Genomic DNA, 25,865 nt, shown 5'->3' with positions numbered 1-25,865 from the left:
GCCCGATGACCGACGGGGACGCCGCCGCCTTCGCCCGACTCGGGTCGACGGTCCGTGACGCGCTCTCCGAACGCGGCTTCTCGACGCCGACGGCGCCGCAGCGACTCGCCATCCCGCCGCTGTCGGCCGGCGAGGACACGCTCGTGATCGCCCCTACCGGGAGCGGCAAGACCGAGACGGCGATGCTGCCCGTCTTCGACGACCTCGTCGCCGACCCGCCGGCGGGGTTCGGCGCGCTGTACGTCACGCCGCTGCGGGCGCTCAACCGCGACATGCGCGAGCGACTGGAGTGGTGGGGCGAGTACCTCGACCTCGAAGTGGACGTCCGCCACGGGGACACCACGCAGTACCGGCGGGGCAAGCAGGCCGAGGACCCGCCGGACGTACTGATCACGACGCCGGAGACCGTACAGGCGATGCTGACCGGCGAGCGCCTGCGCGAGGCGCTCGCGGACGTCTCCCACGTCGTCGTCGACGAGGTCCACGAACTCGCCGCCTCCAAGCGCGGCGCTCAGCTGTCGATCGGCCTCGAACGCCTGCGCGACCTCGCGGGGCCGTTCCAGCGGATCGGCCTCTCGGCGACCGTCGGCGACCCCGAGGAGGTGGGGCAGTTCCTGACGGGCGGCCGACCCTGCGAGGTACGCGAGATCGACGTCGGGAGCCAGTTGGCGGTCGAGGTCCGCGAGCCCGAGGTCACCCCCGAAGACGAGGAGCTGTCCGGGAAGCTGCTGACCGACGCCGAGACGGCGAGTCACGTGCGCTTCATCCGCGACCTCGTCGCCGAGAACGAGTCGACGCTGATCTTCGTCAACACCCGCCAGACGGCCGAGGCGCTCGGCTCGCGGTTCACGGAACTGGACCTGCCGATCGGCGTCCACCACGGCTCGCTCTCGAAGGAGGCACGCATCGACGTCGAGGACCGGTTCAAGGCGGGCGACCTCGACGCGCTGCTGTGTACGTCGTCGATGGAACTCGGGATCGACGTCGGCCGCGTCGACCACGTGATCCAGTACCAGAGCCCGCGGCAGGTCTCGCGGCTGCTCCAGCGGGTCGGCCGGGCGGGCCACCGCCGCGGCGAGGTCTCGCGGGGGACGATCGTCACGACGCGGCCCGACGACACCTTCGAGGCCCTCGCCATCGCCCGCCGCGCCCGCGAAGGCGAGGTCGAACCCGCGTGGATCCACGAGGGGAGCCTCGACGTCGTGGCCAACCAGATCGCGGGGGTCGTCCAGAGCCGCGGTTCGACGTTCGTCCGCGAGGTCCACGAGACGGTCACCCGGGCGTACCCCTTCCGCGACCTCGACGAGGAGTCGTTCCGGGAGGTGCTCTCCGAACTCCACCGCAACCGGATCGTCTGGTGGAACGAGAGCGAGGACAGGATCGAGACGAGCGGCGGCACCTGGCAGTACGTCTACTCGAACCTCTCGATGATCCCGGACGAGGCGACCTACGAGGTCCACGACATCGCCTCGGGGTCGCGGATCGGCACGCTCGACGAGCGGTTCGTCGTCAACTTCGCCCGGCCCGGCGAGATTTTCGTCCAGCGCGGGGAGATGTGGCGCATCGCCGAGATCGACGACGACGAGGGCCGCGTGAAGGTCACGCCCATCGAGGACCCCACCGGCGAGGTCCCGTCGTGGATCGGTCAGGAGATCCCCGTCCCCTACGATGTCGCCCAGGAGGTCGGCGAGATCCGGGACGTCGCCGCCGCCCAACTGGAGGCGGGCGCCGACGCCGCCGCGGTCGGCCGCGACCTCGCGGGCCGATATCCGGGCGACGCTCACACCCTGACGGAGGCCTGCCGGGAACTCGACGCCCACGTCGAGGCCGGCGCGCCGATGCCGACGGACGCCCGCCTCGTGCTCGAACGCGACGGGCGGACCGTCGTCGTCAACGCCCACTTCGGCCACAAGGCCAACGAGACGCTCGGCCGCGTGCTCTCGGCGCTGCTCGGCCAGCGGGCGGGGTCGTCGGTCGGCCTCGAAACGGACCCCTACCGGATCGAACTCGAAGTGCCGAGTTCGGTCGCGACGAGCGACGTCATCGACGTATTCGAGGGGACCGACCCCGACCACGTCGAGACCATCGTCGAACTCGGACTGAAGCGGTCGGACGCGCTCGCGTTCCGCCTCTCGCAGGTCTCGGCGAAGTTCGGCGCCCTGAAACGCTGGCAGGGGTCGGGCCGGATGTCCAACGAGCGGCTGCTCGCGGCCCTCTCGGACACGCCCATGTACGAGGAGTCGATCCGCGAGGTGTTCCACGAGGACCTCGACGTCGACCGCGCGAGCGCCGTCCTCGCCGGCCTCCGGGCGGGCGACCTCGCCCTCGAGACGACCCGCGGGCGGACCCCGGTGGGGCTGGGCGGCCGCTCGGCGGGCAAGGAACTGCTGGCGCCGGAGAACGCCGACGCGAGCGTCATCCGGACCGTCCGCGAGCGGCTTCGGGACGACCGGGTGATCCTCCTCTGTACGCACTGCAAGGAGTGGCAGTCGCGGACGAAGGTGAAACGCGTCCCCGACCAGCCGGAGTGTCCGAACTGCGGGTCGACCCGGATCGCGGCGCTCAACCCGTGGGCCGACGAGGTGGTGCAGGCGGTCCGCGCCGAGAAGAGAGACGACGAGCAACGCGAGATGACCGAGCGGGCGTTCCGGAACGCGAACCTCGTCCAGAGCCACGGCAAGAAGGCCGTGATCGCGCTGGCGGCCCGCGGCGTCGGCCCCCACAACGCCGCCCGGATCATCAACAAGTTACGCGAGGACGAGGACGACTTCTACCGCGACATCCTCGAACGCGAGCGCGAGTACGCGCGGACGCAGGCGTTCTGGGACTGATCGCGCCGTCGCCGGGGCGTTCGGGACGGACGCCGCGCTCGTCCGTAACGGCCAAACGGTTCCGCGCCGTCGGTCCGGGCATGAATTTCGCACCGGGGGCGTGGCGGTACGCGATCGTTCCGCTGGCGGCCGCGCCGTTCGCGCTCCTCTACAGCGTCGGAGCGAGCGCCGTCGCGCTCGCGCTCGGCGTCGCGACGCTCGCGTTCTTCCGCGACCCCGAACGGACGCCGCCGCCGACCGGCGTCGTCTCGCCCGCCGACGGCAAGGTCTCGGTCCTCCGGGAGGAGGGCGACCGGGTCCGCCTCGGCGTGTTCATGAACGTCCACAACGTCCACGTCGTCCGCGCGCCGGTCGCCGGCGCCGTCCGCGAGGTCGAACACGCCCCCGGCGGTTACAAGCCGGCGTTCTCGAAGGAATCGGACCGCAACGAGAAACTCCACGTCCGACTCGACGTCGAGGACCCGAACCTGCCGGCGGCCGACGAGGGGGCGGCCGACGACCGCGCGACGGTCACCTTCATCGCGGGCGCGTTCGCCCGCCGCATCCACCCCTACGTCGAGGCCGGCGACGGGGTCGAGCGGGGCGAGCGCGTCGGCCACATCGCCTTCGGCAGCCGCGTCGACGTGCTGTTCCCGCCGACGGTCGACGAGTCGGATCTCGCGGTCGACGTCGGCGAGCGGGTGGCCGCCGGCGAGTCGGTGCTGGTCGAGGCGGGGTCGCGAGCCGGGTTTCGCACCGAGTAGAGCGAAAGGAATTTCATCGCCGACGGACCATTCGACGACGGTGAACACGCGTGGACCGGATTCCTGACGGTAGTCTGACGCGTCGGCGGCTGCTCGCGGGTGCCGGCGGCGGCCTCGCGAGCGTCGGCGGCGGCGTGGCGACCTACAACGTCTTCCTCGGCTACGACCGGTTCACGGGGACGAACCTGCATGTTCAGGACCTCGACCCGCTCGTCTCCGAACACCTCCGCCCGTCCGGCGAGACGGTCGCGACCGTCGACGGCTACCGGATCGAACTGGACGGCGACGCCGTCGCGGTCGTCGACGGCGACGAGCGGGTCGCGACGGTCGACCCGGCGACCGACTCGCCGGCCGAGGCGGCCGCGGTCGACGACGACCTCGGGTTCGACGACGGACCGCTCGAAGCACTCGTCGCCGACCTCGGGGCGCTGGACGCCGGCGAGTTCGAGTTCGTCTACGACGACTACGAGCCTTTCTTCGACCTCGTCGCGACGGGCGACGACAGACCGTACACCGTCTCGGCGCTCCGCGGGCGGCGGACGGCCGATCCGGCCACCGTCGAGGCGTTCACGGGCGCCGATCCGACGGAGCCGAAGGCGGTCGTCGAGGGCCTCGTCGGGGGCTTTCGCGAGCACACCAGCTACGACGTCCCGCGGTACGTCGCCGGATCGGTCGAGGACAACGTCGTCTTCGGGGCCTGGGACCTCCGACGGCACTTCGAGTCGCCGACCGACTTCGAATCGATCGTCGAGGGCGAGAACACCGGCCTGTTCTGTTACGAACTGACGCGACGATCGGTCGAGGCGCTTCAGGCGGTGCCCGCCCGCGAGCAGACGACGCCGGTGTTCGCGGGGTACGTCAAAGACTCGCGGCACAAGCACGTCTACACGATCGTCGCGAGCGCGATCCGCGAGGACGGCGACCTCGTCGTGCCCGTCACGTTCGTCGACTACACTCACTCGACGCTGTACGACGACCTCCGACTCCGGCGCGTCCTCGGCGAGGGCCTCGAGGCGTACAACGACCGTCACCGGGCGACGGCGATCGACTGGTACCGCTGAGCGCCGGCGTCGGGGGCGGTCCGCGGGCGGGGTCGGCGTCGCGACCGCGTTCTCCTGTCGGTACGCCGTCGCCTACGGGTTTTAAAGTTCGACCGCGATCTCGTTGCGGCGCATGAACGGCGGCGTGTACGGGGCGTCGTAGCGCAGCAGGAACGGATCGCCCGCGGGCTGGAGCCCGCGCTCGGCGAGGGTGTCGAGCAGGTCCCACTCGTAGTTCTCGATCCGGGCGGGCGTCGCGTACCAGCCGAAGGGCCGGACCGCGAGCGTCCGGGGCTCCTCGACCGCGAGGGTCACCTCGGGGTCGGTCGGCGTCGGGGGCGACGTCGACGCGACCTCCTGGGGCAGGTAGAACCCCATCGTCACGCCCTCATCGGTCTCCGTCGTGCGGACGGGCGCGGTCATCTCGATCCGCCGCGGCCGGGTGCGGACGGGCGCGGTCATCGCGAGTTCCGCGTCCGCCTCGTTGGCGCCCTGGATGTACCGGAAGAGGCGGCCGAACGCCTCGCGCTCGCCGTCGGCGGTCGTCTCCGCGAGCACGGTCGACGGGTAGCGTCTGATCTCGACGCCGTCGAGCGTGCGGAGCGTGGTGTAGCCGACGCGCTCGGTCGACGCCTTGGCGTACAGCCCCCAGGCGGTCCACGCGGCTGCGAAGGTGATCGCCGCGGCGGCCGCCGTCCTGAGCGTGCGAGCCATACGCCTCCCACCACGGCGAGGGACAAAAAGCGGTCCACCGCCGTCTGGCTCACTCGCGGGCGTCGATCGCCTCGCGTGCGGCATCGACGTGGCGGCGTTCGATCACGACCTCGTCGGCGCGCTCGTTGGCCGCCCCGGGGCCGTACTCGTCGGCGACCTCGCGGATCGCCCGCATCGACGCGTCGCGGACGAGCGCCTCGACGTCCGCGCCAGTGTACCCCTCGAGGTCGGCCGCCAGCGCCGCCAGATCGACGTCGTCGGCCAGCGGCTTGTCGCGGGCGTGGACCTCGAGGATCTTCTCGCGGGCGTCGACGTCCGGGTCGGGGACGAGGACGTGCGTGTCCAGCCGCCCCGGCCGCAGGAGGGCGGGGTCGATGGCGTCCCGGCGGTTCGTCGCCGCGAGGACGACGAGGTTGGGGTTCTCGCTCATCCCGTCGAGTTCCGTCAGCAGTTGCGAGACGACCCGCTCGGTCACCTCGTGGCTCTCGCCGCGCGCGCCGGCGATGGCGTCGATCTCGTCGAAGAAGACGATCGACGGCGCGGTCTGGCGGGCGCGCTCGAACACCTTCCGGATCGCCTTCTCGCTCTCGCCGACGTAGCGGTCGACGATCTCCGGGCCGTCGACGTGGACGAAGTTGACGTCGGTCTCGCCGGCCAGCGCCCGCGCGAGCAGCGTCTTGCCGGTGCCGGGCGGGCCGTACAGCAGGACGCCGGAGGGTGGACTCGTGTTGGTCGCCTCGAACAGCCGATCGTAGGTCAGCGGCCACTCGACGGACTCCCTGAGGATCCGCTTTGCCTCCCCGAGGCCGCCGACGTCGGAGAAGTCGGTGGTCGGCGACTCGGCGACGTACTCGCGCATCGCGGAGGGTTCGACGGCCGCCAGCGCCGCGTCGAAGTCGGCCTTCCTGACCTCGGGGTCGCGGTTCCACCGCTCGCGGTCGTCGGGGTCGGCCGGCCGGCGGCGGATCGCGGCCATCGCGGCCTCGCTGACGACCGCGTCGAGGTCGGCCCCGACGAAGCCGTGGGTGCGCTCGGCGACCCGCTCGACGCTCACGTCGTCGGCCAGCGGCATCCCGCGGGTGTGGACTTCGAGGATCTCCCGGCGCCCGTCGACGTCCGGGACGCCGATCTGGATCTCGCGGTCGAACCGGCCGCCCCGGCGCAAGGCGGGGTCGACGCTGTCGACGCGGTTGGTCGCCCCGATGACGATGACCTCCCCGCGGGCGTCGAGACCGTCCATCAGCGTCAGCAACTGGCCGACGATGCGGTTCTCGGCGTCGGCGTCGTCGTCGCGCGCGCCCGCGATGGAGTCGATCTCGTCGAAGAAGACGATCGAGGGGGCCTCCTCGCGGGCCTCCTCGAACGTCCGGCGGAGTTTCTCCTCGCTCTCGCCTTTGTACTTCGACATGATCTCCGGGCCGGAGATGGTGACGAAGTGGGCGTCGACCTCGTTGGCGACCGCGCGGGCGATCAGCGTCTTGCCGGTGCCGGGCGGGCCGTACAGCAGGACGCCGGAGGGTGGCTCGACGCCCAGCCGCTGGAACAGTTCGGGTTCCGACAGCGGCAGTTCGATCATCTCCCGGACGAGTTCGAGTTCCTCGTCGAGGCCGCCGATGTCCTCGTAGGTGACTCCGGAGCGCGAGTCGGCGTCCGCGGTGGCCGTCGACGCCGGCGACGACGACGGCGACCGCCGGGGGGCGTCCTCGCCCTCGCCGTCGGTCGGCAGGACGGCCACGTTCGTCGCCTCGGTGATCCGGACGTCGCCGTCGGGGTCGGTGTCGGCGACCCGGAACGGCGCCGTCGCGACGCCCTCGACCCGCACCTGTTCGCCCTCCCTGACGGGCCTGTTCCGCAGCGCCCGCTTGGCCTCGCGTTCGGCGCGGCGCCGCTCCCCATTCGACAGCGACGGCGGCGGCGCGAGGGTCACCGCGGTCGCCTCGCGGAGCGTGGAGCCGTCGGTCGTCCGGACGGTCACCGCGTCGCCGACGGTGACGCCGGCGTTCGCCCGGGTGTCGGCGTCGATCTGGACGACGTTCTCCGGGGCGGTCGGGTCCGCCGGCCACAGTTTCGCGACCGTCGTCCGCTCGCCCTCGACGGTGACGGTGTCGCCGCTCAGCACGCCCAGCCGCCGTCGCGCGGATTCCGGAACGCGAGCGACGCCGCGGCCGGCGTCGCGCTTCTCCGCGGCGCGAACCGTCAGCGTGACGCCGCCGTCCGACTCGGTCATGCCTCCCCGTACCCGCGCCGGGGCCTTGAGAATTGCTCCTGCCGCCGGCGCCCGGCCGGCAGCGATCGAGGGACGGCGACCGCCCGCGTCGCGAAACCTATTTACTCGATTGACAGAAATCGCCGCGTGAATGTCGCTCGCCCTCGCCGTCCTCCTCGCGTTCGGTATCGGCCTCGCCGCCCTCGTCGCCGTCGTCGTCGGCGTCGCAGTCGGGTGGATCACCCGTCGCGTGGCCGACGAGACCGCCGTCCGCGGGCTGATCGCGCTGGCGGTGGGCGCGGCGGCCCTCCCCGGCGTCGTCGCGTGGGCCGTCGTCGACGCGGACCGGAGTTCGCTCGCGTCGGCCGTCGACCTCGGGTTCGGCCCCCTCTCGACCGCGGTCGCCGCCCTCGTCGCCGTCGTCGTCGGCGGGGTCGCGGCCGGCGTCGTCGGGACCGCCGCCGTCGCGGGCGTGCTCGCGGCGCGTCCCGACCTGCCCGGCGTCGACGACCCGGCGGCCGCCCGGCGGCGCTACCTCCGATACCTGACCGCGCTGTTCGCCGTCGCCTTCGCGGTCGTCTCCGCCGCGGGGCCGCTGCTCCGGACCGGCCCGCTCGGCGTCGGGGCGGTGCTGGCCCTCGCGGCGCCGGCGTTCTGGATCGGCGGCCCGTTCCTCTCGGTGCTGGTCGCCGGCGGGGGAACGCGCCCGCCGACCGACGCCGAGGCGGCGCGCGTCGAGCGACTCCGCGACGCCTGCGACGTCGACGTCCGCGGCGTCCGCGTCGTCGAGGGCGGGGACCGGCACGTCGCCCTGAACCTGCTCGGCGCGCCCCGCGCCCGCGTCCTGTTCGTCTCGGCGGCCGCCCTCGACGCCCTCGACGACGGGACTCTAACGGCCCTGCTGGTCGCCCGCCGCGAACAGGCCGCCAGGTACGAGCGGCCGGCGGCGGCCGCGGCGGTCCTGCTCGCGGCCGTCCCGCTCGTGGCGGGGCTGTACGACGGCCTCCCCACGCTCGTCGGCGTCGGGGCGGCCGCTGCCGTCGTCCTCGCCGGGTTCGCCCTCACGCGCCGCCTCCGACTCCGCGCCGACGACCGCGCCGCAGACCGGGTGGGGGCGGCGGCGCTGGCGACCGCGTTCGAGCGGGCCTGCGAGGTCGCCGGTTTCGACGCCGGGGACGACTCGGCCTGGAACTGGCTCTCCTCGGAGCCGTCGCTCGCGCGGCGGATCGAGCGCCTCCGTCGGCGGGCCGCGCGGTCGGAGTGATCCCCCGGAGAAACGCCTTTGGTAGGAGAAAGACGATTTTCAGGTATGGTGAACACGACCCGGCGGGACGAGGCCACCTGGTACGAGTGCGAGGCCTGCGGGCTGTTGTTCGAGAGCGGGCCGACGCCGAGGCCCACGAGGAACGCTGCGACGCCGAGGAACCCACCTACATCCAGTAGCTCACGAGTCGAGGCGCTCGCGGTGTTCGGCCGCGAGTTCTTCCGCCCGCGCGAGGGTGTGGGCCTCCTCCCAGCGGACGCGGTCGCCGTCGCCGTAGGCCAGCGCCGTCTTGAGTTCGTCCCGGAGGACGCCCGCGTCGACCGACAGCACCGTCCCGTCGGCGTCGCCGAGTTCGTAGACGCCGGGGCGGTCGGGCGCGCGGGCGACCGTCGACCTGTCGAGGTCGCGCCACGGTTTTCCCAGCGGCATCACTCCTCGTCGCCGTCGCCGGCGTCGCCCGCGACCAGTTCGTAGGCGTGTTCGCTCATCTCGTCCTCGGCGAAGACGAACACCCGGCCGTCGACGACCGAGAGGTCCGCCTCGACGCGGATCGAGTACCCCTCCGTCGAGACGGTCACGCCGGGGAACAGTTCCTCCTCGTCGTTCGCGTCGAGCATCACCCGACCGACGCCGGTCGACTCGAGGATGTCGTCGTGGGTGTTGCGGTCGTTGACGTAGGTCATCACGCCCTCGACGCCGTCGGGGTCGGTGACCAGCACGTGGACCTCCTTGCCCGGCGGGGTCCGCACCGCCCCCTCGACGGGGTCGGGAACGCCGTGGTAGAACGCCTCCCGGCCGTCGAGGTAGCGGACGACGACGCCGCCGTCGACGAGGTCGACCTCGAGCGTGCTGGGTGCGACGTTGTTGCGCGCGCTCATGCCCGGCGGTTCGACCGCGGGCGGGAAAAGGGGTCCGTTCCGGGTCGGACTACTCGTCGTCGGTCAGCAACCGACGGAGCACGTAGTGGAGGACGCCGCCGTTCTCGATGTAGCGGACGGCGGCGGGCGTGCCGACCTGTGCGGTGACGTCGAACTCGGTCGTCTCGCCGTCTTCGTCCTCGGCGACGACGGTGAGTTCGGCGTTGGGTTCGAGGCCGTCGTCAAGGCCACGGATCTCGAAGTACTCGGAGCCGTCGAGGCCGAGTTCCTCCCAGCCCTCGCCCTCTTCGAACTGCAGCGGCAGGACGCCCATCCCGATCAGGTTGTCGCGGTAGATGCGCTCGTAGCTCTTCGCGATGGTCGCGCGGATGCCAAGCAGGTCCGTGCCCTTCGCGGCCCAGTCGCGGCTCGATCCGGTGCCGAACTCCTCGCCGGCCACGACGACCAGCGGCGTGCCCTCCTCGCGGTAGCGCTCGGAGGCCTCGAAGACGGTGGTCTCCTCGTCGCTCGGGTGGTGGATCGTGTACCCACCTTCCTTGCCGTCGAGCATCTCGTTTTCGATGCGGACGTTGGCGAAGGTGCCGCGCATCATGACCTCGTGGTTGCCGCGGCGGGAGCCGTACGTGTTGAACTCGTACGGTTCGACGCCGCGTTCTTTCAGCCACTGGCCGGCGGGCAGGTCCTCGCCGAACGGCCCGGCGGGGCTGATGTGGTCGGTCGTGACGGTGTCACCGAGGGTCATGAGACAGCGCGCGTCCTCGACGTCCTCCACGCCGGGTTCCTCCAGCGGGAAGTCCTGGAAGAACGGCGGCTCGCGGATGTACGTCGACTCGGGGTCCCACTCGTAGACGTCGCCCGTGGGCGCGTCGAGTGCTTCCCAGCGCTCGTCGCCCTCGTAGACGCTCGCGTACTTCTCCTCGAACAGTTCGGGGGAGACGTTGTCGTGGATCGTCCGGCGGACCTCCTCGGCGTCCGGCCAGACGTCCTCGAGGTAGATCTCCTCGCCGTCGTCGTTGACCCCGAGCGGTTCCGCTTCGAGGTCGACGTCCATCCGTCCCGCGAGGCCGTAGGCCACCACGAGCGGCGGGCTGGCGAGGTAGTTCGCGCGGATCTTCGGGTGGATGCGCGCCTCGAAGTTGCGGTTGCCCGAGAGGACGCTCGTCGTCCAGAGGTCGTGTTCGTCGATGGCCTCCTCGATCGGTTCCGGCAGCGGCCCGGCGTTGCCGATGCAGGTCGTACAGCCGTAGCCGACGACGTGGTAGCCCAGTTCCTCCAGGTCGTCGAGCAGGTCCGCCTGCTCGAGGTACTCCGTGACGACGCGGCTGCCGGGTGCGAGGCTGGTCTTGACGTACTCGGGCACCTCCAGACCCTGCTCGGCGGCGTTGCGCGCGAGCAGGCCTGCGGCGACCATCACCGACGGGTTCGAGGTGTTCGTACAGGAGGTGATGGCGCTTACGAGGACGTCGCCGTGGCCGATCTCGACCTCGGTGCCGTCATCGAGGGTGACGGGCACCTTCTCGTCGAGCGCGGGCGTCTCCTCCGTGACGAGGCCGCCGTCGCCGGTCGCGGCGCCGCCGTCGAGTACGCCCTCCTCCTCGAGCAGCGTCGGGAAGTGCTCGTCGAGGTCGCCCATCGGGATGCGCGAGTGGGGCTTCTTGTGGCCCGCGAGGCTGGGTTCGACGTCGCCGAGGTCGAACTCGACGACCTCGGTGAACTCGGGGTCGTGCTCGCCGAACAGGCCCTGTGCCTCGAGGTACTCGCGGACGAGGTCGATGTGGTCCTCGTCGCGGCCCGTCAGTTCGAGGTAGTCGAGGGTCTTCTCGTCGACGGGGAACATGCTGATCGTCGACCCCTGTTCGGGCGCCATGTTCGCGATGGTCGCGCGGTCGGCCACGGAGAGTTGCGAGACGCCGGGGCCGAAGAACTCGACGAACTTGTCGACGACGCCGACCTGCCGGAGTTTCTCCGTGATGTGGAGCACGAGGTCGGTCGCGGTCGCGCCCTCGGGCAGTTCGCCCGTGAGTTTGACCCCCACCACTTCGGGGAGGGTCATGGTGATCGGCTGGCCGAGCAACGCGGCCTCGGCCTCGATGCCGCCGACGCCCCAGCCGACGACGCCGATGCCGCCGATCATCGGGGTGTGGCTGTCCGTGCCGACGAGGGTGTCGGGCAGCAGCCACTGCTCGCCGTCCTCCTCGCGGGCGTGGACGACCTGTCCGAGGTGTTCAAGGTTGACCTGGTGGACGATTCCGGTTCCCGGCGGGACGACGTTGAAGTCCTCGAAGGCCCCCTCGGCCCACTTGATCGCGCGGTAGCGCTCCTCGTTGCGCTCGTACTCGAGTTCGACGTTCTTCTCGTAGGCCTCCTCGCTGCCGAAGTAGTCGACCTGAACGCTGTGGTCGATCACGAGGTCACAGGGAACCTCGGGTTCGACGACCGAGGGGTCTTTCCCCGCGCGGTCGGCCGCCGACCGCAGCGCCGCGAGGTCGACGACCGCCGGCACGCCCGTGAGGTCCTGGAGGACGACCCGCGAGGGCTGGAACGGCACCTCGACGTCCGGTACGTCGGGCTCCCAGGAGGCCGCGTTCCGGACGTCCTCCTCGGTGATGTCCTCGCCGTCGGCGTTCCTGAGGACCGACTCCAGCAGGACGCGGATGCTCACCGGCAGTTTCTCGAGGTCGCACAGCCCCGCCTCCTCGAGGGCGGTGAGGTCGGCCATCCGGTAGCTCGTGCCGTCGTGTTCGAGCGTTCGAACGGCGTCGAAGGGGCCGTCGCCCGTCATCGTTCCCCCCGCTGGGCGACGGCGCTCGTCTCGACGATCGCGTTCTCCCTATCGCACATCATAGTACGTCGAGGATTGTGACTGTGGCTATATAGGCTGATTGAATCACGTCTATGCTGCCTGCGGCGCCCGTACGTCGACGTTTCGGCCCGTCGCGACCCTCACAATCTCGGGACTTTATATTTACATTATCTGTGGGAAACATATTTGGCGCGGCCGTCGTAGCGACGCTCATGCGGCGACGGCGGTACCTGCTGGGCCTGAGTGGTGGGGCGGGGGCACTCGCGACGCTGGGAAGCGGGGGTAACGTCACGGTCGACCACCTCGGGGTCGAAATCGTCGAGGCGAACGACCCGGTCCTCGCCGGCGAACTCCTCGAGGTGGTCGCGGAGGTAACCAACGCGGGGTCTGACAGGCTGGAGGCCGAACTCGCGTTCGTGGTCGGCGGCGAGTCGTCGGCCGGGACGCGGATCGTGAGGCTCGACCCCGGCGAGACGAGAGCGGTCGAGTTCGGCCACCGTACGTTCCCGGTCCGCCGCGACGTCGAGTTCCCCGTCCGCGTCGAGGTGGGGGGCCTCGCCGACGAACGGACGGTGGTCGTTCGAGGGGCGGACGACCTCGACGGCGAGGCGATCCGCCCCGACCCCGAACTGACCGTCGAACCGGGGACGCCGGTCGTCTTCGAGGTCGCGGGCGACGCGCTCGGCGAGTACGGTGGGCGGACCCACTGGTACGTCGACGGCGAGTACGCGGGGTGGTCGTCGGGACCGTGGTACGCGGCGTACTACGTGGCGGTGGGGGCCGACCACTGGCGGTACGCGTTCGAGTCCGAGGGGGTCTACACCGTCGCCGCGAGCGTCGTCGGGGACGAGGGAACCTACACGGCGCGCTGGACCGTCGAGGTCACCGGCGACCCCGCCATCGAGGCCGTCCACCCGAACCCGGGGACGCTCGCAGTCGCGAGCGACGAACCGGTCGAACTGGCGGCCGACGTCACCGACACCGAGGGGGCGCTCGACCGCGTCGTCTGGTGGCTGGGCCACGCCGACGTCGTCCTCGGGGTGTCGGACGTCGAGGGGTACCAGGACACCGCCACGCTCGACGCCGCCTCGCTGTGTCACCGCTGTCCCGTCGAACTGTGGGTCGTCACCGCTGACGGCCGCGTCGCACGCGACGCGCCGTGGACCGTCGCCCTCGACCGCGAGGGGACGCGGGTGCGGATCCTCGAAGCGAACGACCCGGTCGAGGCGGGCGCCCGCCTCGAAGTTCTCGCCGCGCTCGACAACGAGGGCGCCGCAGACGTCGCGGAGGAACTCCGCCTCGAGGTCGGCGACGAGGTGGTCGACGCCGAGACGGTCGCCGTCGACGCGGGCGGGACGGAGACCGTCGAGTTGGGCTACGAGACCTATCCCGTCCGGACGGACGTCGAGTTCCCCGTCCGCGTCGCGGGCGAGGCGGACGCCGACAGCCGGACGGTACAGGTGTTCGCCGACGGCGTCGGCGCGACGTCGGTGACGATCCGCGAGACGAACGATCCGGTCCTCGCCGGCGAGCGCCTCGACGCGGTCGTCGACGTCGAACACGAGGGCGAGGCGACCGTCACGCGCGAGGTCCACCTCGTCGCCGGCGACCGGGTCGACGGCGAGACGGTCACGCTCGAACCCGGCGAGACGCGGACGGTCGAACTGGGCTACGAGACCTACCCCGTCCGGACGGACGTCGAGTTCCCCCTCCGCGCGGAGGTCGACGGCGACGCCGACCGGCGGACCGTCCGCGTCTACGCCGACGAGGTGCCGCCGGTGAGCGTGTCGATCCGCGAGACGAACGCGCCGGTCTTCGCCGGCGAGTTCCTCGCGGTCGTCGCCGCCCTCGAGAACGCGGGCGAGGAGGACGTCACCCGCGAGGTCAGCCTGCTGACCGGCGATCAGGTGGCCGACGCCGAGACGGTCGACGTCGAGGCCGGCGGAACCGAGACGGTCGAGTTGGGGTACGAAACGTACCCCGTCGAGCGCGACGTCGAGTTCCCCGTGACCGTCCGGACCGGGGACGCCGCCGACGAGCGGACCGTCGAGGTGTTCGCCGACGACGGCGACCGCGAACCGGACGTCGAGTTCGAGAGTTGCGAGCGCGCGGCGGTCACGGGGACGTTCGAGGACGGCGAGACCGTCTCGGCGAGTACGGGCTTCTACGACAGCGGCGGCTTCGGCGACACCATCCGCGAGGACCTGCTCACGGTCGGCGATCACGTCTCCGCGCCGCTGCGTGGGACGGTCGTCTTCGAGGTCGGCAACGAGCGCGGCGTCTCGGAAGCGCCCCACGGCGCGACCGTCACCGTCGGCGACTACGGCCGGTTCGGGACCGCTATCGTCGGCATCCGCACCCCGGACGCCGGGGTGGGCCGCGACTACAACCACCCCAACCCCCACGACTGCGAGGACGCGATCCGGCCGGACCGGCCCGAGGTCGCCGTCACCGACGTGGCCCCGACCGGATCGGGATCGCTCGCGGTGACCTTCGCCTACGAGAATCCCAACGACGCGTCGCTGTTCGCGCCGGGAGAGTTCGAGGGGGGGACCGACGACGACCCGCCGGGCGAACTCGAACCGGGGACCCACGAGTTCGCCGTCGAGTGGACGCCCGAGCACGCCGACGAGCGACTGGCGTGGGTCGTCGACCTCGCGCGGTTCGGCCACGACGAGACGCTCCGCGCCGCGACCGCCCCCGCGGGCGACTACCTCGACGGGGGCGACCTGACCGTCTCGATCGTCGAGGCGAACGACCCGGTCGTCGGCGGAGAGTCTCTCGAAGTCGTGGCCGACCTCGAAAATGCGGAGGCCGCGGCGACGACCCGGAACGTCGAACTGGTCGTCGACGGCGAGGTGGTGGATGCGGAGACGGTCACCGTCGGCGGCGGCGAGACGCTGGCCGTCGCGCTCGGCTACGAGACCTACCCCGTCCGGACGCGGGTCCGGTTCCCCGTGACCGTCCGGACCGGGGACGACGCCGACGAGCGGACCGTCGAGGTGCTCGGGCGGGGCGACGGGACCGAGGACGAGCACCCGGCCGACGAAGGTGGAGACGAGGCCGACGCCAGAGACGAGACGACGGCGCAGGAAGACGAGTCGGTCGACGGCGAAGACGGAGACGACGCCGCGGACGGCGGCGGTACCGACGGCTCCGACGCGGAGTCGGCCGACGAGGGGACGGAGACGGACGGTGGGACGGGATCGGGAAGCGACGACGCGACGGCGGAGTCCACGGCCGACGAATCCGCGGCGGCGACGGGATCGGACGACGCGGACGACAACGCGAGCGCCGCGTTCGGGCTCCGGGGCTGACGGCCCGGCGTCTCGCCGGCCGCGTCCGCCGCGTGCGGCCCCACCCCAGTCCGTCGAGTGTTCGGCGTGGCCGGGCGCTCAGCGGTCGAGCCTCGCGACGCGGGCGTCGCCGTCGACGGCGTCGACGTGGACGTGGACCGCCCCGGCGTCGGTCTCGGCCGGGACGATCCACGAGGCGCTCGTCCGGTACGGCTCCGAGAGCGACTCGACCGGCCCGTAGCCGGCGTCCTCGATCGCCCCGGTCGCGATCTCCTCGGCCGCCTCGGCGTCGCGGACCCGAAGCTCCTCGCGCATCCGGATCGTGAGGACGGGGATCTCGGCGTTCCTGACGACGCGTTCGGTGACGCTGCCGATCACGAGGCGGTCGACGCCGGTCCGCCCGTGGGTCCCCATGACGGTCAGGTCGACGTCGTTCTCGTCGGCGTACGCCAGAATCTCCTCGTGGGGGGTGCCCGGTCTGGTCGCCGTGACGACGTCGACGCCGGCCGCGGTCGCCTCGTCGGCGACCCGCTCGACCGCCCGGGTCGCCGCCCGTCCGGTCGTCGAGGCGTCCGCGTCGTCCTCGACGACCGAGAGCGCGTGGATCGTCGCGTCGAACGCCCGCGCGAGATTCACGCCGTGGTCGATCGCCCGCGCGGTGCCGTCACTGCCGTCCGTCGGAACGAGTACGTCCTGATACACGGGTCACACCTCGGTCCCGAGTACGAGGCCGGGAGAAAAGTACGCAGTAGCGATTCCCGCCACGTGATAACGTGTCACCACGTCCGCCGTCCGGACGATCCGCGCCGACGAGACGGGGCGTGTCAGCCGTGCTTGTAGGTGACCCCCGCCCCGCGGGTCGGGTACTCCCAGCTGACGTTGTCGTAGGGGCAGGCCCAGCGGCAACTGCCACACTCGAGGCAGTTCTCGTAGGCGATCGAGGGGACGCCGTCCTCGCCCTCGCGCCAGACGTTCGCCGGGCAGACCTGGATGCAGTCGTCGGTCGTACACTTCTCCTCGCAGATGTTGGGCACCTTCACGTCGAGGTGGGAGTCGCCGGGGTCGTCGTACTTGACGGTGTAGAGGCGGTCCTCGAGCGAGTCGTTCTCGACGGTCGGGACGGATGGCTGGACGCTCATGGTCAGGTGATGGTCTTGCGGTACCGGAACGCCAGTTTCGCGGCCCCGGTCCAGCCGCCGACGGCCGACAGCAGCCGCCGCTTCGCGCGCTGTGCGTGCGATTCCTTGGGCTCGTTGTCGACTGCGAAGTAGTCCTCGCCGGCGTCGACCAGCGCCCGGGGCAGCCGTTCGAAGACGAGGTCGCGGTCCTCCTCGACGGTCCGGGTCAGCCAGTCGTACCGACGCAGGTTCTTGACGACGTACGAGTCCGCCAGCGCCTCGGAGTACGCCCGCAACGCGGCGGCGCTCGTCGCCCTTTTCTCGGCCGCGTGAGCGATCGTCTCCCCGGCGTGGTAGCCGCTCTCGACGGCCATGTTCGTCCCTTCGAGGTGGATGCCGCTGTTGAGCACCAGGCCGGCGGCGTCGCCGACGAGGACGGCCCCGTCGTGGACGAGTTCGGGCACCGAGCCGATGCCGCCCTCGGGGATGGTCTTCGCGGTGTACTCGACCGTCCGGGCGTCGCGCACCAGCGGCGCCACCGCGGGGTGGTCCTTGAACTCGTTGAGCGTCCGCTCGGGTTTGGGCTGGCCCGTCACCGCGTCGGAGATGCGGTAGGCGACGCCGATGCTCACCGTGTCCTCGTTGGTGTAGACGAAGCCGCCGCCGAAGGAGTCGCCGACCGCGCCGTCGCCGAAGTAGTGGTAGGCCGCGCCGGCGTCGTCGACGGCGCGGAACCGGTCCTGTATCGCGTCGTCGTTCTCGGGGAATTCGAGGACCTCCTTGACGGCGACGGCGACGTTCTCGCGGGACTCGCTCGACTTGAGCCCCGCCCGCTCGCTGACCAGCGAGTTGCCGCCCTCCGCGAGGACGACGTAGGGCGCGCGCAGGGTCCCGTCGGGGCGGTCGGTCTCGACGCCCACGATCCGGTCGCCCTCGCGGACGAGGCCGGTGACGGTCGTCTCCGTGACGAGCGTCGCGCCGGCCGCGACCGCCTGCTCGGCGAGCCAGCGGTCGAACTCCCCGCGCAACACCGTGTACGAGTCGTTGTGCGGCGGGTCGTTCCACGCGTCCGGGCGGATCGACACCGCCACTTCGTCGTCCTCGGTCAGCACGCTGAAGCGCTTCTCGGCGACGTAGCGTTCGAGCGGCGCCTCGTCGAGGTCGACCAGTTCGCGCAGCCGCGGCGTGTAGAGCACGCCGCCGAAGACGTTCTTCGCGCCGGGGTAGCTCCCGCGCTCGATCATCACGACGTCGAGCCCCTCGCGGGCCATCGTGAGCGCGGCGGCGCTGCCGGCGAGACCGGCGCCGACGACGATCGCGTCGAACGCGCCGTCGTAGTTCGGATCGTCGACGGTGCGTCGCTCCTCCTCGGTGGGTTCGTCGTCGCTCATTGGATCACCTCCTTGGGGTCGTCGGCCTCACGGGCGAGGTCGGCCAGTTCGGGACAGACCTCGAAGAGGTCGCCGACGACGCCGTAATCCGCGTGCTCGAAGATCGGCGCGTTCGGGTCGTTGTTGATCGCGACGACCGTGCCACTCTTTTGCATCCCCTCGATGTGCTGGATCGCCCCCGAGATGCCGACGGCGACGTAGAGGTCGGGCCGGACGGTCTTGCCGGTCTGGCCGACCTGCCGCGAGTTCTCGACCCAGCCCTCGTCGACGGCCTCGCGACTCGCCGCGAGTTCGGCGTCGAGTGCCTCCGCGAGTTCCAGTACCGGTTCGAGGTCGCCGTCGCAGCCGCCACCGACGGCGACGATGCGGTCGGCGTCGGTGATGTCGACGGTGTCGCCGACCTCGCGTTCGAGGACCTCCGAGATCGTCTCGTCTTCGGTTACGACGACCTCGACGGACTCGATCTCGCCGTCGCGATCGGGGTCGCGGTCGGCCGCCTCGAAGACGCCCGGGCGGATCGTCGCCATCTGCGGGCGGTGGTCCTCACAGAGGATCGTCGCGAGGACGTTCCCGCCGAACGCGGGCCGGCGGGCCTCGAGCAGGCCGTCCTCGCCGACGTCGAGTTCGGTACAGTCGGCGGTCAGTCCGGCGTGTGCCGGGACGGCGACGCGGCCGGCGAAGTCGCGACCGGTGGTGGTCCCGCCGATCAGGACGATCGACGGCTGTCGCTCCTCGACGAGGTGGCGGAACTGCGCCCCGTAGGGGTCGGCCCGGTAGGGCTCGAACACGGGGTCGTCGGCGACGAGCACCCGGTCGGCGCCGCGGGCGACCGCCTCCTCGGCGGCGTCGTCGACGTCCTCGCCGATCACCAGCGCGACGAGGTCCTCGCCGGACTCGTCGGCGAGCCGACGGGCCTCCCCGAGCAGTTCCCACGAGACGGGGGCGACCTCGCCGTCGTGCTCCTCGACGAACACCCAGACGTCCGCGTACTCGTCGACGTCGATCTCCGTCACGGTACCACCTCCTCGGACCGCATCGCGTCGAGCAACGCGGCCGCGTCGTCGACGATCTCGCCGTCCCTGTCGGCCGGCGCGACCGTCTCCATCCCGCCGACCTGCGTCGGCGAGGCGTCGATGCCGACCTCGTCGGGGTCCAGCCCGAGGTCCTCGGCGGTCGCCATCTCCGGTTCGAACTCGTTTTCCGCGTAGATCTTCCGGTGGAGGCCGGCGGGTCGCGGCTCGTTCTCGCCGTAGGCGATCGCCGCGACCGCCGGGAGGTCGGCCGCGACGACCTCGTGGCCGCCCTCGACGTCGCGGCGGGCGACCAGCCGTCCCTCCTCGGGTCGCGGCTCCAGTTCCTCGACGTAGGTGAGTTGCGCCCAGCCGTTGTGCGCGGCGATCCCCGGCGGGACCTGCCCCGTCGAGGAGTCGGTGGTCTCCTCGCCGCAGACGACGACGTCCGCGTCGAGATATTCCGCCGCCTTCGCGAGCGTCAGGCTGGTCGGCCACGTGTCGCTGCCGGCGAAGGCCTTGTCGGAGACGAGCAGGGCGTCGTCACAGCCCATCGCGACCGATTCCTCGAGTACGTCGGTCGCAGTCGGCGGGCCCATCGTCATCGCTACGACCCGGCCGCCGACCTCGTCTCGGAGCCGGAGGGCGGCCTCCAAAGCGTTGCGATCCGGGCCGTTCATCACGGCCGGCGCGCTCGCCCGGTCGAGACGCCCCGTGTCCGGGTCGATCCGTACCTCGTCGTCGTCGGGGACCTGCTTGACCCCGACGGCTACGGTCCAGTGTTCAGTCATCGTCGTATTTCCATTTCCGATCCGATCGTCAGTCGACTCCGAAGAGCCGGTGGTGGTATACTCGGCGTACGATACGGTCGGCGCGGGCGTCGAACGGCGTCACGCCGTCGGGACGCCTACGGTGGCACGGACGAGCTATAAGCGAATGGTGGCGTCGCTGAATACTACAGTCATTCAAGTACCCCCCACGTCTCGCGCTCCGCTCCGGGTGGTCCCGCTCACTCGAGTCCCACGATCGGCGGGCCGCCCCCGCTCAGGGAGACCCCGGCCGGCGCCCACAGGTCGGTCCGGACGGACCGACACAGCACTTCGAGCGTCGCGACGAGGTCGCGGTGTGCGTCGCTGAGGGAGAACTCGGCCCAGCTGGCGGCGTCGTCGAACTCGAGGGTGAGGCGGTTGCGCGGCCGGTCGTCGTTGGCCGTCTGATACGCCCACAGTCCCTGTACGCCGTCGGCCGAGAGACACTGGAAGACCGCGTCCGAGATTCGCTCCCCGTGGCGGTCGCCGAGGTCGTCGTCCAGTTCGAAGACGAGTTCGTAGAGCACCCGGCTACCGCCCGTCGGCGGGTCGACGTCCGCGGCGGCGACCTCCGACGCGGTCTCGGAGTGGAGGTGGCGGGATTGCGATTGCATCACGCGTAGACGAACGGTCCACGCACTGGTCACGGTCGCGCTTCATACTACAGGTATTTTAGCGGCGACCGACGGGTGCCGGCTACTGGTAGCGTTTCTCGCCGGCCTCGACCGGAACGTCGAGCCAGTTTTCCGTCGGCGGCAGCGGACACTCGTAGACGTCGGAGTACGCGCAGGTCGGGTTGTACGCCTCGTTGAAATCGAGGAGCCACTCGCCCGACTCGGTCCGGTGGGAGTCGGGTTCGAGGTCGAGGTACCGGCCGGCCCCGTACGTCTCCTCGCCGCTGGTCGCGTCGCGGAACGGGACCCACAGTCGCTCCTCGTCGGGGTCGCCCTTGTACGCCTGCAGGCTCAGTTCCTCGCCGTCGAGGTCGAACCGGAACTCGCCCCAGCGGACGTACTCCCGTTCGGTACCGGTGCTCGTGCCGACGACGACCGTCTCCTTCTCCTCGTGTTCGGAGAGCGGGAGTTCGAACCGGTAGCGCTCGTCCGGTTCGAAGTAGTCGAGGCCGTCGAACGAGTCGCGTTCGTCGTCCGGGATCGGCGAGTGGGGGTTCCCGCCGAAGTACTCGTCTTTCCGTTCGCGCGCCTCGAGCAGTCGCGCTCGCCACTGGTCGCTCATGGACGACGGTACGGAGCGGCGAAACACAAGTGTTTGGTATTGCAAGAACTACGAAATTCTTTAGCCGCCGGACGTCATATCTGCGCCCATGGGAGAGACGTTCGTCATCGTCGGCGGCGACGCTGCGGGAATGAGCGCGGCGAGCAAGGCGAAACGGGACGACCCCGACCTCGACGTGATCGTCTTCGAGAAAGGCGAGTGGGTCTCCTACGCCGCCTGCGGGATGCCCTACTACGTGAAAGGCGCGGTCGACGACCTCGACGATCTGGTCGCGGTGACCCCCGAGGAGTTCCGCGAGGAGCGCGACGTCGACCTGCGGACCGGCCACGAGGTCGTCTCGATCGATCCCGAGGCGAAGGTCGTCACCGTCGAGGCCGACGGCGAACGCTTCGAACAGCCGTACGACCACCTGCTGATCGGTACCGGCGCGCACGCGATCGAACCCCCGTTCGACGGGATCGACCTCGACGGCGTGTTCACGATCCACGACATGGACGAGGCCGACGCGATCGACGACTACGTCGACGCACACGATCCGGAGACGGCCGCGATCGTCGGCGGCGGCTACGTCGGGATCGAGATGGCCGAGGCGCTCGACGAACGGGGGCTGTCGGTCTCGCTGTACGAGATGCTCCCGCACGTGCTCCAGCCGTTCGGCGACCCGGTCGCCGGGGTCGTCGAGGACCACCTCCGCGAGCAGGGGGTCGACCTCCGCCTCGACACGCCCGTCGAGGGGTTCTCGGGCGACGGCCGGGTCGAGAGGGTCGAACTCGAAGACGGGACCGTCCCGGCTGACCTGGTGATCGTCGGCGTCGGCGTCGCGCCCAACACCGACCTCGCCGAGGAGGCGGGGATCGAACTCGGGCCGACGGGAGCGATCGCGACCGACGAGTACGGTCGCACGAACGCCCCGGACGTCTACGCCGCGGGCGACTGCGCCGAGGCGACCAACGTCGTCACCGGCGACCCCGACCACGTCCCGCTCGCGCTGACCGCCAACCGGGCGGGCCGGGCCATCGGCCAGACCGTCGCGGGCGAGCCTACCCGGGTCGGGGGCACCGCCGGGACGGCGATCGTCAAGGCGTTCGACCTCGGCGCCGCCCGGACCGGGATCGTCGACGAGGACGAGGCCCGCGAGGCGGGCTTCGACCCGGCCTCGGTGACGATCACCGCGCCCACGCGGCCCCACTACTATCCGGGCGCCGAGGACCTCCGGGTCACGCTCGTCGCCGACCGGGAGTCCGGCCGCCTCCTCGGGGGCAGCGTCGTCGGTCGCGACGGCGCGAAACGCATCGACACGGTCGCGACGGCGCTCTCCGCCGGCATGACCGTCGACGAGGTCGAGTCGCTCGACCTCGCGTACGCGCCGCCGTTCAGCCCCGTCTGGGACCCGATCCTCACGGCCGCGAAGGTCCTCTCGGGGAACCTCGACTGAGCGGCCCCGGAACAACACTCGTAAACGGAACTCGCGTTCCGGAACGTACTTACGGTCCGAAACGTTATTGCGCGGTGATTCAAGAACTGCACATGACCACCCCGATCCCCCGACCACGATGACCGACTCGCGTACGCTCTCGGCCGCGACCGAACGGATCAGTCTCGCGATCGTCGAGGCCATCGCCGACGCCGAGGGAGTCGACCCCGCGGCGCTCGACCCGCCGCTCGGCGCCGTCGTCGATCCGATCGCGATCGACCGCCTGTTCGGCGACTCGACCGTCGTCGAACGGCTCACCTTCTCCTACCGCGGCTACCGCGTGACGGTCGACGCCGACGGCGAGGTCCGAGTCGAGTGAGGCCGACGGCGGCTACTCGCCCCGACGCTCGGCGTCGGACGCCCGCAGTCGCGCCGCGACGAGTTCGTTTACGTTGTAAAAGAGGACGGCGACGGAGAGCAGCGTCGTCGTCAGGTAGATCACGAACCCCGGCGGTCCGCCGACGGTCGTCCCGAGGGCCCCGCCGACGAGGCCGACGAGGGTGAGTTCGAACCACGTCACCAGCACTCGCGATCCGAGGTGGGGCCCCCCGGTCCCCATCAGTACGTCTCCCCCGGTTCGATCGGGCCGCTGAACGCCGAGTAGAGGACCACGAAGTAGACGACGACCAGCGGGAGCAGGACGGCCGCGGCGACGGTCATCAGGTTCAGCGGGAGCGTCGACACGATGGCGTCCTCGACGGTCAGCCCCGTAACCGGATCGACGACGGGGTACAGCAGGCCGGCGACGACGCCGACCAGCGCGAAGACGAGGCCCGCGGCGGCGCCGAACGCGACGTAGTAGCGGTCCGCCCGCGTCGCCGCCGCGTAGACGCCGGCGAGGGCGAGCGTGGCGAGGACGAGCGCGGCGACCGGCGCGGCGAACAGCCGCGGCCGCAACGCGGGGACGGCGACGTAGACGTACCCCAGCGTCGCCACGATCAGGGCGAGGTAGGCCGCGAGCGCGCGGTAGCCGGTCGATCGGAGGTTCTCGCGCAACTCGCCGCGGGTCTTCACGCGGAGGAACGCCACGCCGTCGACGACGGTCAGGGCGACGACGGCGAGGCCGACGACCACCCCCGGCAGCGTGACGATGGTCGTCGCGCCGAGCAGCCAGTTCGCCACGAACAGTCCGAGGAAGAACGGGGCCGTGACGCTGCCGACGACGAACGCCCGCCCCCACCACCGCTGCCACGTCTCGTCGTGGCGCTGTTCGTACATCTCGGGAGCCAGCCCCCGGAGGATGAGCGCCCCGAGGATGGCGAACATCAGCAGGTAGTGGCGGCTGAACAGGTTGGCGTAGACGGACGGAAATGCCGCGAACATCGCGCCGCCGAAGACGACGAGCCACACCTCGTTGCCGTCCCAGAACGGTCCGATCGCCGCGAGCAACCGCTCGCGGTCGGCCTCGTCCTCGCGGCCGGCGAACAGCGCTCCGACGCCGAAGTCGAAGCCGTCCAGAAAGAGGAACGTGGCGAAGATGAAAAACAACAGCCCGAACCAGACGTCGGGGAGCGGGAGGCCGAACAGGGGCTCGCCGGCCAGCGTCGCGGGGTCAGTCATCGGCGCTCGCCTCCGTGACGGCCGTCACAGTGCGGTCGCGGGCGTCGGTCACCGCCGGCGGGCCGGCGCGGACGATCCGGGCGACGACGTAGGCGTAGAGCGCGAGCAACGCGAGGTAGACGACGGCGAAGCCGACGAGCGTCGTCGTCGCCTCGGCGGCGGTCAGCCCCGACGAGACGCCGTCGGCGGTCTTCAGCACGTCCTGGATGACCCACGGCTGGCGGCCGACCTCCGTGACGATCCAGCCCAGTTCGACCGCGACGATCCCGAGCGGCGCGGAGAGCATCAGCGCCTTCTGCAGCAGGTCGTCCTCGCGGAGTTCGCCGCGCCACCACCGGTAGCCGCCCCAGACGGCCAGCAGGACGAACCAGAAGCCCAGCGCGACCATGAGCCGGAACGCCCAGAAGACGAGCGCGACCGGGGGCTGGGGGCCCTCGAACTCCTCTAGGCCCTGGATGGTCGCCTGCGGGTCGCCGCCGCTGGCGAGCCACGAGGCGCCGCCGGGGATGCCGATCCCGAAGATTTCCTTCGCCCGCGGGTCCAGCAGGTCCCCGAGGCTCGTCGGGAAGGCGACGACGTACTCGGGGACGTACGAACTGGTCTCCCAGACCGCCTCCATCGCGGCGAACTTCTGGGGCTGGGTCACGAAGACGTGGCGGGCGTAGAGGTCGCCGTGGACGACCTGCAGCGGCGCGGTGATCAGCAACGCGAGGAGGCCGAACTTCAGCGTCGCCTCCCAGAACCGGACGTTCTCGACGGGGTACTCCCAGACGTAGTGACGGAAGACGAAGTAGGCGCCGAGGCCGGCCATGAACAGCGCGACGGACTCGACGGCCGCGTTCTGCATGTGGACGAACATCCACGGGAACCGCGGGTTCGCGTAGGCGGCGATCGGGTCGACCAGCGTGACGATCGGCTGGCCGTTCTCCGTGACGAGTTCGAAGCCGCGGGGCGTCTGCATCCAGGAGTTGGCGATCAGGATCCACACCGCCGAGAGCCACGTCCCGAGGCCGACGGCCACCGCCGACACCATGTAGAGCGCGTTACCGACGCGCTCGCGCCCGAAGACGAAGACGCCGAGGAACGTCGCTTCGAGCATGAACGCCATCATCCCTTCGACCGCCAGCGGGCCGCCGAACAGTTCGCCGGCGGCCGTCGAGAACGCCGCGAAGTTGGTCCCGAACTCGAACTCGAGGACGATCCCCGTGACGGTGCCGACGACGAAACTGACGGCGAAGATCCGCGTCCAGAAGCGGCGCAACTGTTCGTAGATCGCCTCGCCCGTGCGGATCTCCTTCCACGTGAAGTATATCAGGAAGGGCGCGAGACCCATACTGACCACGGGAAAGACGATGTGGACGATCGTCGTGAGCGCGAACTGGATTCGACTCGCCGAGACTGGATCGATCATAGCGATGCGTACGACGGCGTCCGGACGCCGTCCCCCTCGTCGACGCTAGGTGCAGAACGCGAGTATCGTTTGTGGTCCATC

Annotated in this window: 23 protein-coding genes and 1 pseudogene; 9 read left to right on the top strand and 15 right to left on the bottom strand. The window is 70.9% G+C overall.

From position 1 onward, the window contains the following. The first annotated feature begins 5 nt into the window (after positions 1–5). The 3 genes from NKG98_RS05350 (at position 6) to NKG98_RS05340 (ending at position 4,635) form a co-directional block, all read left to right on the top strand. Positions 6–2,831, top strand: a complete 2,826-nt coding sequence (locus NKG98_RS05350) for a DEAD/DEAH box helicase (protein ID WP_254768629.1) — start codon at positions 6–8, stop codon at positions 2,829–2,831. Positions 2,832–2,911: 80 nt separating this feature from the next. Next, positions 2,912–3,574, top strand: a complete 663-nt coding sequence (locus tag NKG98_RS05345) for a protein sorting system archaetidylserine decarboxylase (RefSeq protein WP_254768628.1) — start codon at positions 2,912–2,914, stop codon at positions 3,572–3,574. 50 nt (positions 3,575–3,624) lie between these two features. Beyond that, positions 3,625–4,635 (top strand): hypothetical protein, encoded by a 1,011-nt coding sequence (locus NKG98_RS05340; protein WP_254768627.1) that lies wholly within the window; start codon positions 3,625–3,627, stop codon positions 4,633–4,635. Positions 4,636–4,716: 81 nt separating this feature from the next. Here the strand turns inward: NKG98_RS05340 and NKG98_RS05335 are convergent, their stop codons facing one another. Both NKG98_RS05335 and NKG98_RS05330 read right to left on the bottom strand, forming a co-directional pair. Continuing rightward, entirely contained in the window at positions 4,717–5,328 is a 612-nt protein-coding gene (locus NKG98_RS05335; protein WP_254768626.1) for an SOUL family heme-binding protein, read from the bottom strand. Between the two features lie 49 nt (positions 5,329–5,377). Next, the gene (locus NKG98_RS05330; RefSeq protein WP_254768625.1) at positions 5,378–7,555 is read right to left on the bottom strand and encodes a CDC48 family AAA ATPase; all 2,178 of its coding nucleotides are present in this window, start codon (positions 7,553–7,555) and stop codon (positions 5,378–5,380) included. A gap of 130 nt (positions 7,556–7,685) precedes the next feature. Between NKG98_RS05330 and NKG98_RS05325 the strand changes: the two genes are divergently transcribed. From NKG98_RS05325 to NKG98_RS19080, 3 genes and pseudogenes are all read left to right on the top strand, one after another. Beyond that, positions 7,686–8,798, top strand: a complete 1,113-nt coding sequence (locus tag NKG98_RS05325) for a peptidase (protein WP_254768624.1) — start codon at positions 7,686–7,688, stop codon at positions 8,796–8,798. Positions 8,799–8,843: 45 nt separating this feature from the next. Further along, positions 8,844–8,914: pseudogene (locus tag NKG98_RS19085) on the top strand (DUF7128 family protein); the annotation flags it as partial. Continuing rightward, the gene (locus NKG98_RS19080) at positions 8,885–8,977 is read left to right on the top strand and encodes a DUF7128 family protein (RefSeq protein WP_425504389.1); all 93 of its coding nucleotides are present in this window, start codon (positions 8,885–8,887) and stop codon (positions 8,975–8,977) included. The pseudogene NKG98_RS19085 and the gene NKG98_RS19080, both read left to right, overlap by 30 nt. Position 8,978: 1 nt before the next feature. On the opposite strand, the gene NKG98_RS05320 is transcribed toward NKG98_RS19080, so the two are convergent. From NKG98_RS05320 to acnA, 3 genes are read right to left on the bottom strand one after another with little or no spacing between them, the layout of a single operon-like run. Continuing rightward, entirely contained in the window at positions 8,979–9,227 is a 249-nt protein-coding gene (locus tag NKG98_RS05320) for a DUF7508 domain-containing protein (protein ID WP_254768623.1), read from the bottom strand. Beyond that, the gene (locus NKG98_RS05315; RefSeq protein WP_254768622.1) at positions 9,227–9,676 is read right to left on the bottom strand and encodes a DUF5796 family protein; all 450 of its coding nucleotides are present in this window, start codon (positions 9,674–9,676) and stop codon (positions 9,227–9,229) included. Before NKG98_RS05315 ends, NKG98_RS05320 begins: the two co-directional genes overlap by 1 nt. A 49-nt stretch (positions 9,677–9,725) precedes the next feature. Next, entirely contained in the window at positions 9,726–12,458 is a 2,733-nt protein-coding gene (acnA, locus tag NKG98_RS05310) for an aconitate hydratase AcnA (RefSeq protein ID WP_254768621.1), read from the bottom strand. A gap of 233 nt (positions 12,459–12,691) precedes the next feature. Between acnA and NKG98_RS05305 the strand changes: the two genes are divergently transcribed. Then, positions 12,692–15,796 (top strand): hypothetical protein, encoded by a 3,105-nt coding sequence (locus tag NKG98_RS05305; protein ID WP_254768620.1) that lies wholly within the window; start codon positions 12,692–12,694, stop codon positions 15,794–15,796. A gap of 78 nt (positions 15,797–15,874) precedes the next feature. On the opposite strand, the gene NKG98_RS05300 is transcribed toward NKG98_RS05305, so the two are convergent. The 7 genes from NKG98_RS05300 to NKG98_RS05270 all read right to left on the bottom strand — a co-directional run bounded on the left by NKG98_RS05300 (position 15,875) and on the right by NKG98_RS05270 (position 21,339). Continuing rightward, positions 15,875–16,477 carry a universal stress protein gene (locus tag NKG98_RS05300; protein WP_254768619.1) on the bottom strand — a complete coding sequence of 201 codons (603 nt, stop codon included), beginning with the start codon at positions 16,475–16,477 and terminating at the stop codon, positions 15,875–15,877. Positions 16,478–16,599: 122 nt separating this feature from the next. Continuing rightward, positions 16,600–16,914 carry a ferredoxin family protein gene (locus NKG98_RS05295; RefSeq protein WP_254768618.1) on the bottom strand — a complete coding sequence of 105 codons (315 nt, stop codon included), beginning with the start codon at positions 16,912–16,914 and terminating at the stop codon, positions 16,600–16,602. Between the two features lie 2 nt (positions 16,915–16,916). Then, positions 16,917–18,284 carry an FAD-dependent oxidoreductase gene (locus tag NKG98_RS05290; RefSeq protein WP_254768617.1) on the bottom strand — a complete coding sequence of 456 codons (1,368 nt, stop codon included), beginning with the start codon at positions 18,282–18,284 and terminating at the stop codon, positions 16,917–16,919. Further along, on the bottom strand, positions 18,281–19,297 hold the full coding sequence (locus NKG98_RS05285; protein ID WP_254768616.1) for an electron transfer flavoprotein subunit alpha/FixB family protein: 1,017 nt from the start codon (positions 19,295–19,297) through the stop codon (positions 18,281–18,283). The genes NKG98_RS05290 and NKG98_RS05285 overlap by 4 nt, the downstream gene beginning before the upstream one ends. Beyond that, positions 19,294–20,085 (bottom strand): electron transfer flavoprotein subunit beta/FixA family protein, encoded by a 792-nt coding sequence (locus NKG98_RS05280; RefSeq protein ID WP_254768615.1) that lies wholly within the window; start codon positions 20,083–20,085, stop codon positions 19,294–19,296. The genes NKG98_RS05285 and NKG98_RS05280 overlap by 4 nt, the downstream gene beginning before the upstream one ends. Before the next feature lie 218 nt (positions 20,086–20,303). Then, a complete protein-coding gene (locus NKG98_RS05275) occupies positions 20,304–20,717 on the bottom strand; it encodes a hypothetical protein (RefSeq protein ID WP_254768614.1) in 414 nt (137 codons plus the stop codon). Between the two features lie 82 nt (positions 20,718–20,799). Beyond that, a complete protein-coding gene (locus NKG98_RS05270) occupies positions 20,800–21,339 on the bottom strand; it encodes a DUF1684 domain-containing protein (RefSeq protein WP_254768613.1) in 540 nt (179 codons plus the stop codon). Between the two features lie 88 nt (positions 21,340–21,427). On the opposite strand from NKG98_RS05270, the gene NKG98_RS05265 reads away from it, so the two are divergent. Continuing rightward, positions 21,428–22,774, top strand: a complete 1,347-nt coding sequence (locus NKG98_RS05265; protein WP_254768612.1) for an FAD-dependent oxidoreductase — start codon at positions 21,428–21,430, stop codon at positions 22,772–22,774. A 118-nt stretch (positions 22,775–22,892) separates the two neighbouring features. After that, positions 22,893–23,132, top strand: a complete 240-nt coding sequence (locus tag NKG98_RS05260) for a HalOD1 output domain-containing protein (RefSeq protein ID WP_254768611.1) — start codon at positions 22,893–22,895, stop codon at positions 23,130–23,132. A gap of 12 nt (positions 23,133–23,144) precedes the next feature. On the opposite strand, the gene NKG98_RS05255 is transcribed toward NKG98_RS05260, so the two are convergent. Genes NKG98_RS05255 through NKG98_RS05245 form a run of 3 tightly spaced genes read right to left on the bottom strand, consistent with a single transcriptional unit; the run spans position 23,145 to position 25,784 of the window. Continuing rightward, positions 23,145–23,372, bottom strand: a complete 228-nt coding sequence (locus NKG98_RS05255) for a hypothetical protein (RefSeq protein ID WP_254768610.1) — start codon at positions 23,370–23,372, stop codon at positions 23,145–23,147. Then, positions 23,372–24,373, bottom strand: coding sequence for a cytochrome d ubiquinol oxidase subunit II (locus NKG98_RS05250; protein ID WP_254768609.1), 1,002 nt, complete (start codon positions 24,371–24,373; stop codon positions 23,372–23,374). The genes NKG98_RS05255 and NKG98_RS05250 overlap by 1 nt, the downstream gene beginning before the upstream one ends. Beyond that, the gene (locus NKG98_RS05245) at positions 24,366–25,784 is read right to left on the bottom strand and encodes a cytochrome ubiquinol oxidase subunit I (RefSeq protein ID WP_254768608.1); all 1,419 of its coding nucleotides are present in this window, start codon (positions 25,782–25,784) and stop codon (positions 24,366–24,368) included. The genes NKG98_RS05250 and NKG98_RS05245 overlap by 8 nt, the downstream gene beginning before the upstream one ends. Positions 25,785–25,865: the final 81 nt, after the last annotated feature.

This window comes from Salinilacihabitans rarus, assembly GCF_024296665.1.
GTDB classification, from domain to species: domain Archaea; phylum Halobacteriota; class Halobacteria; order Halobacteriales; family Natrialbaceae; genus Salinilacihabitans; species Salinilacihabitans rarus.
Note: the sequence above shows the minus strand (reverse complement) of the source record. Positions and strands in the feature narration are given on the sequence as shown.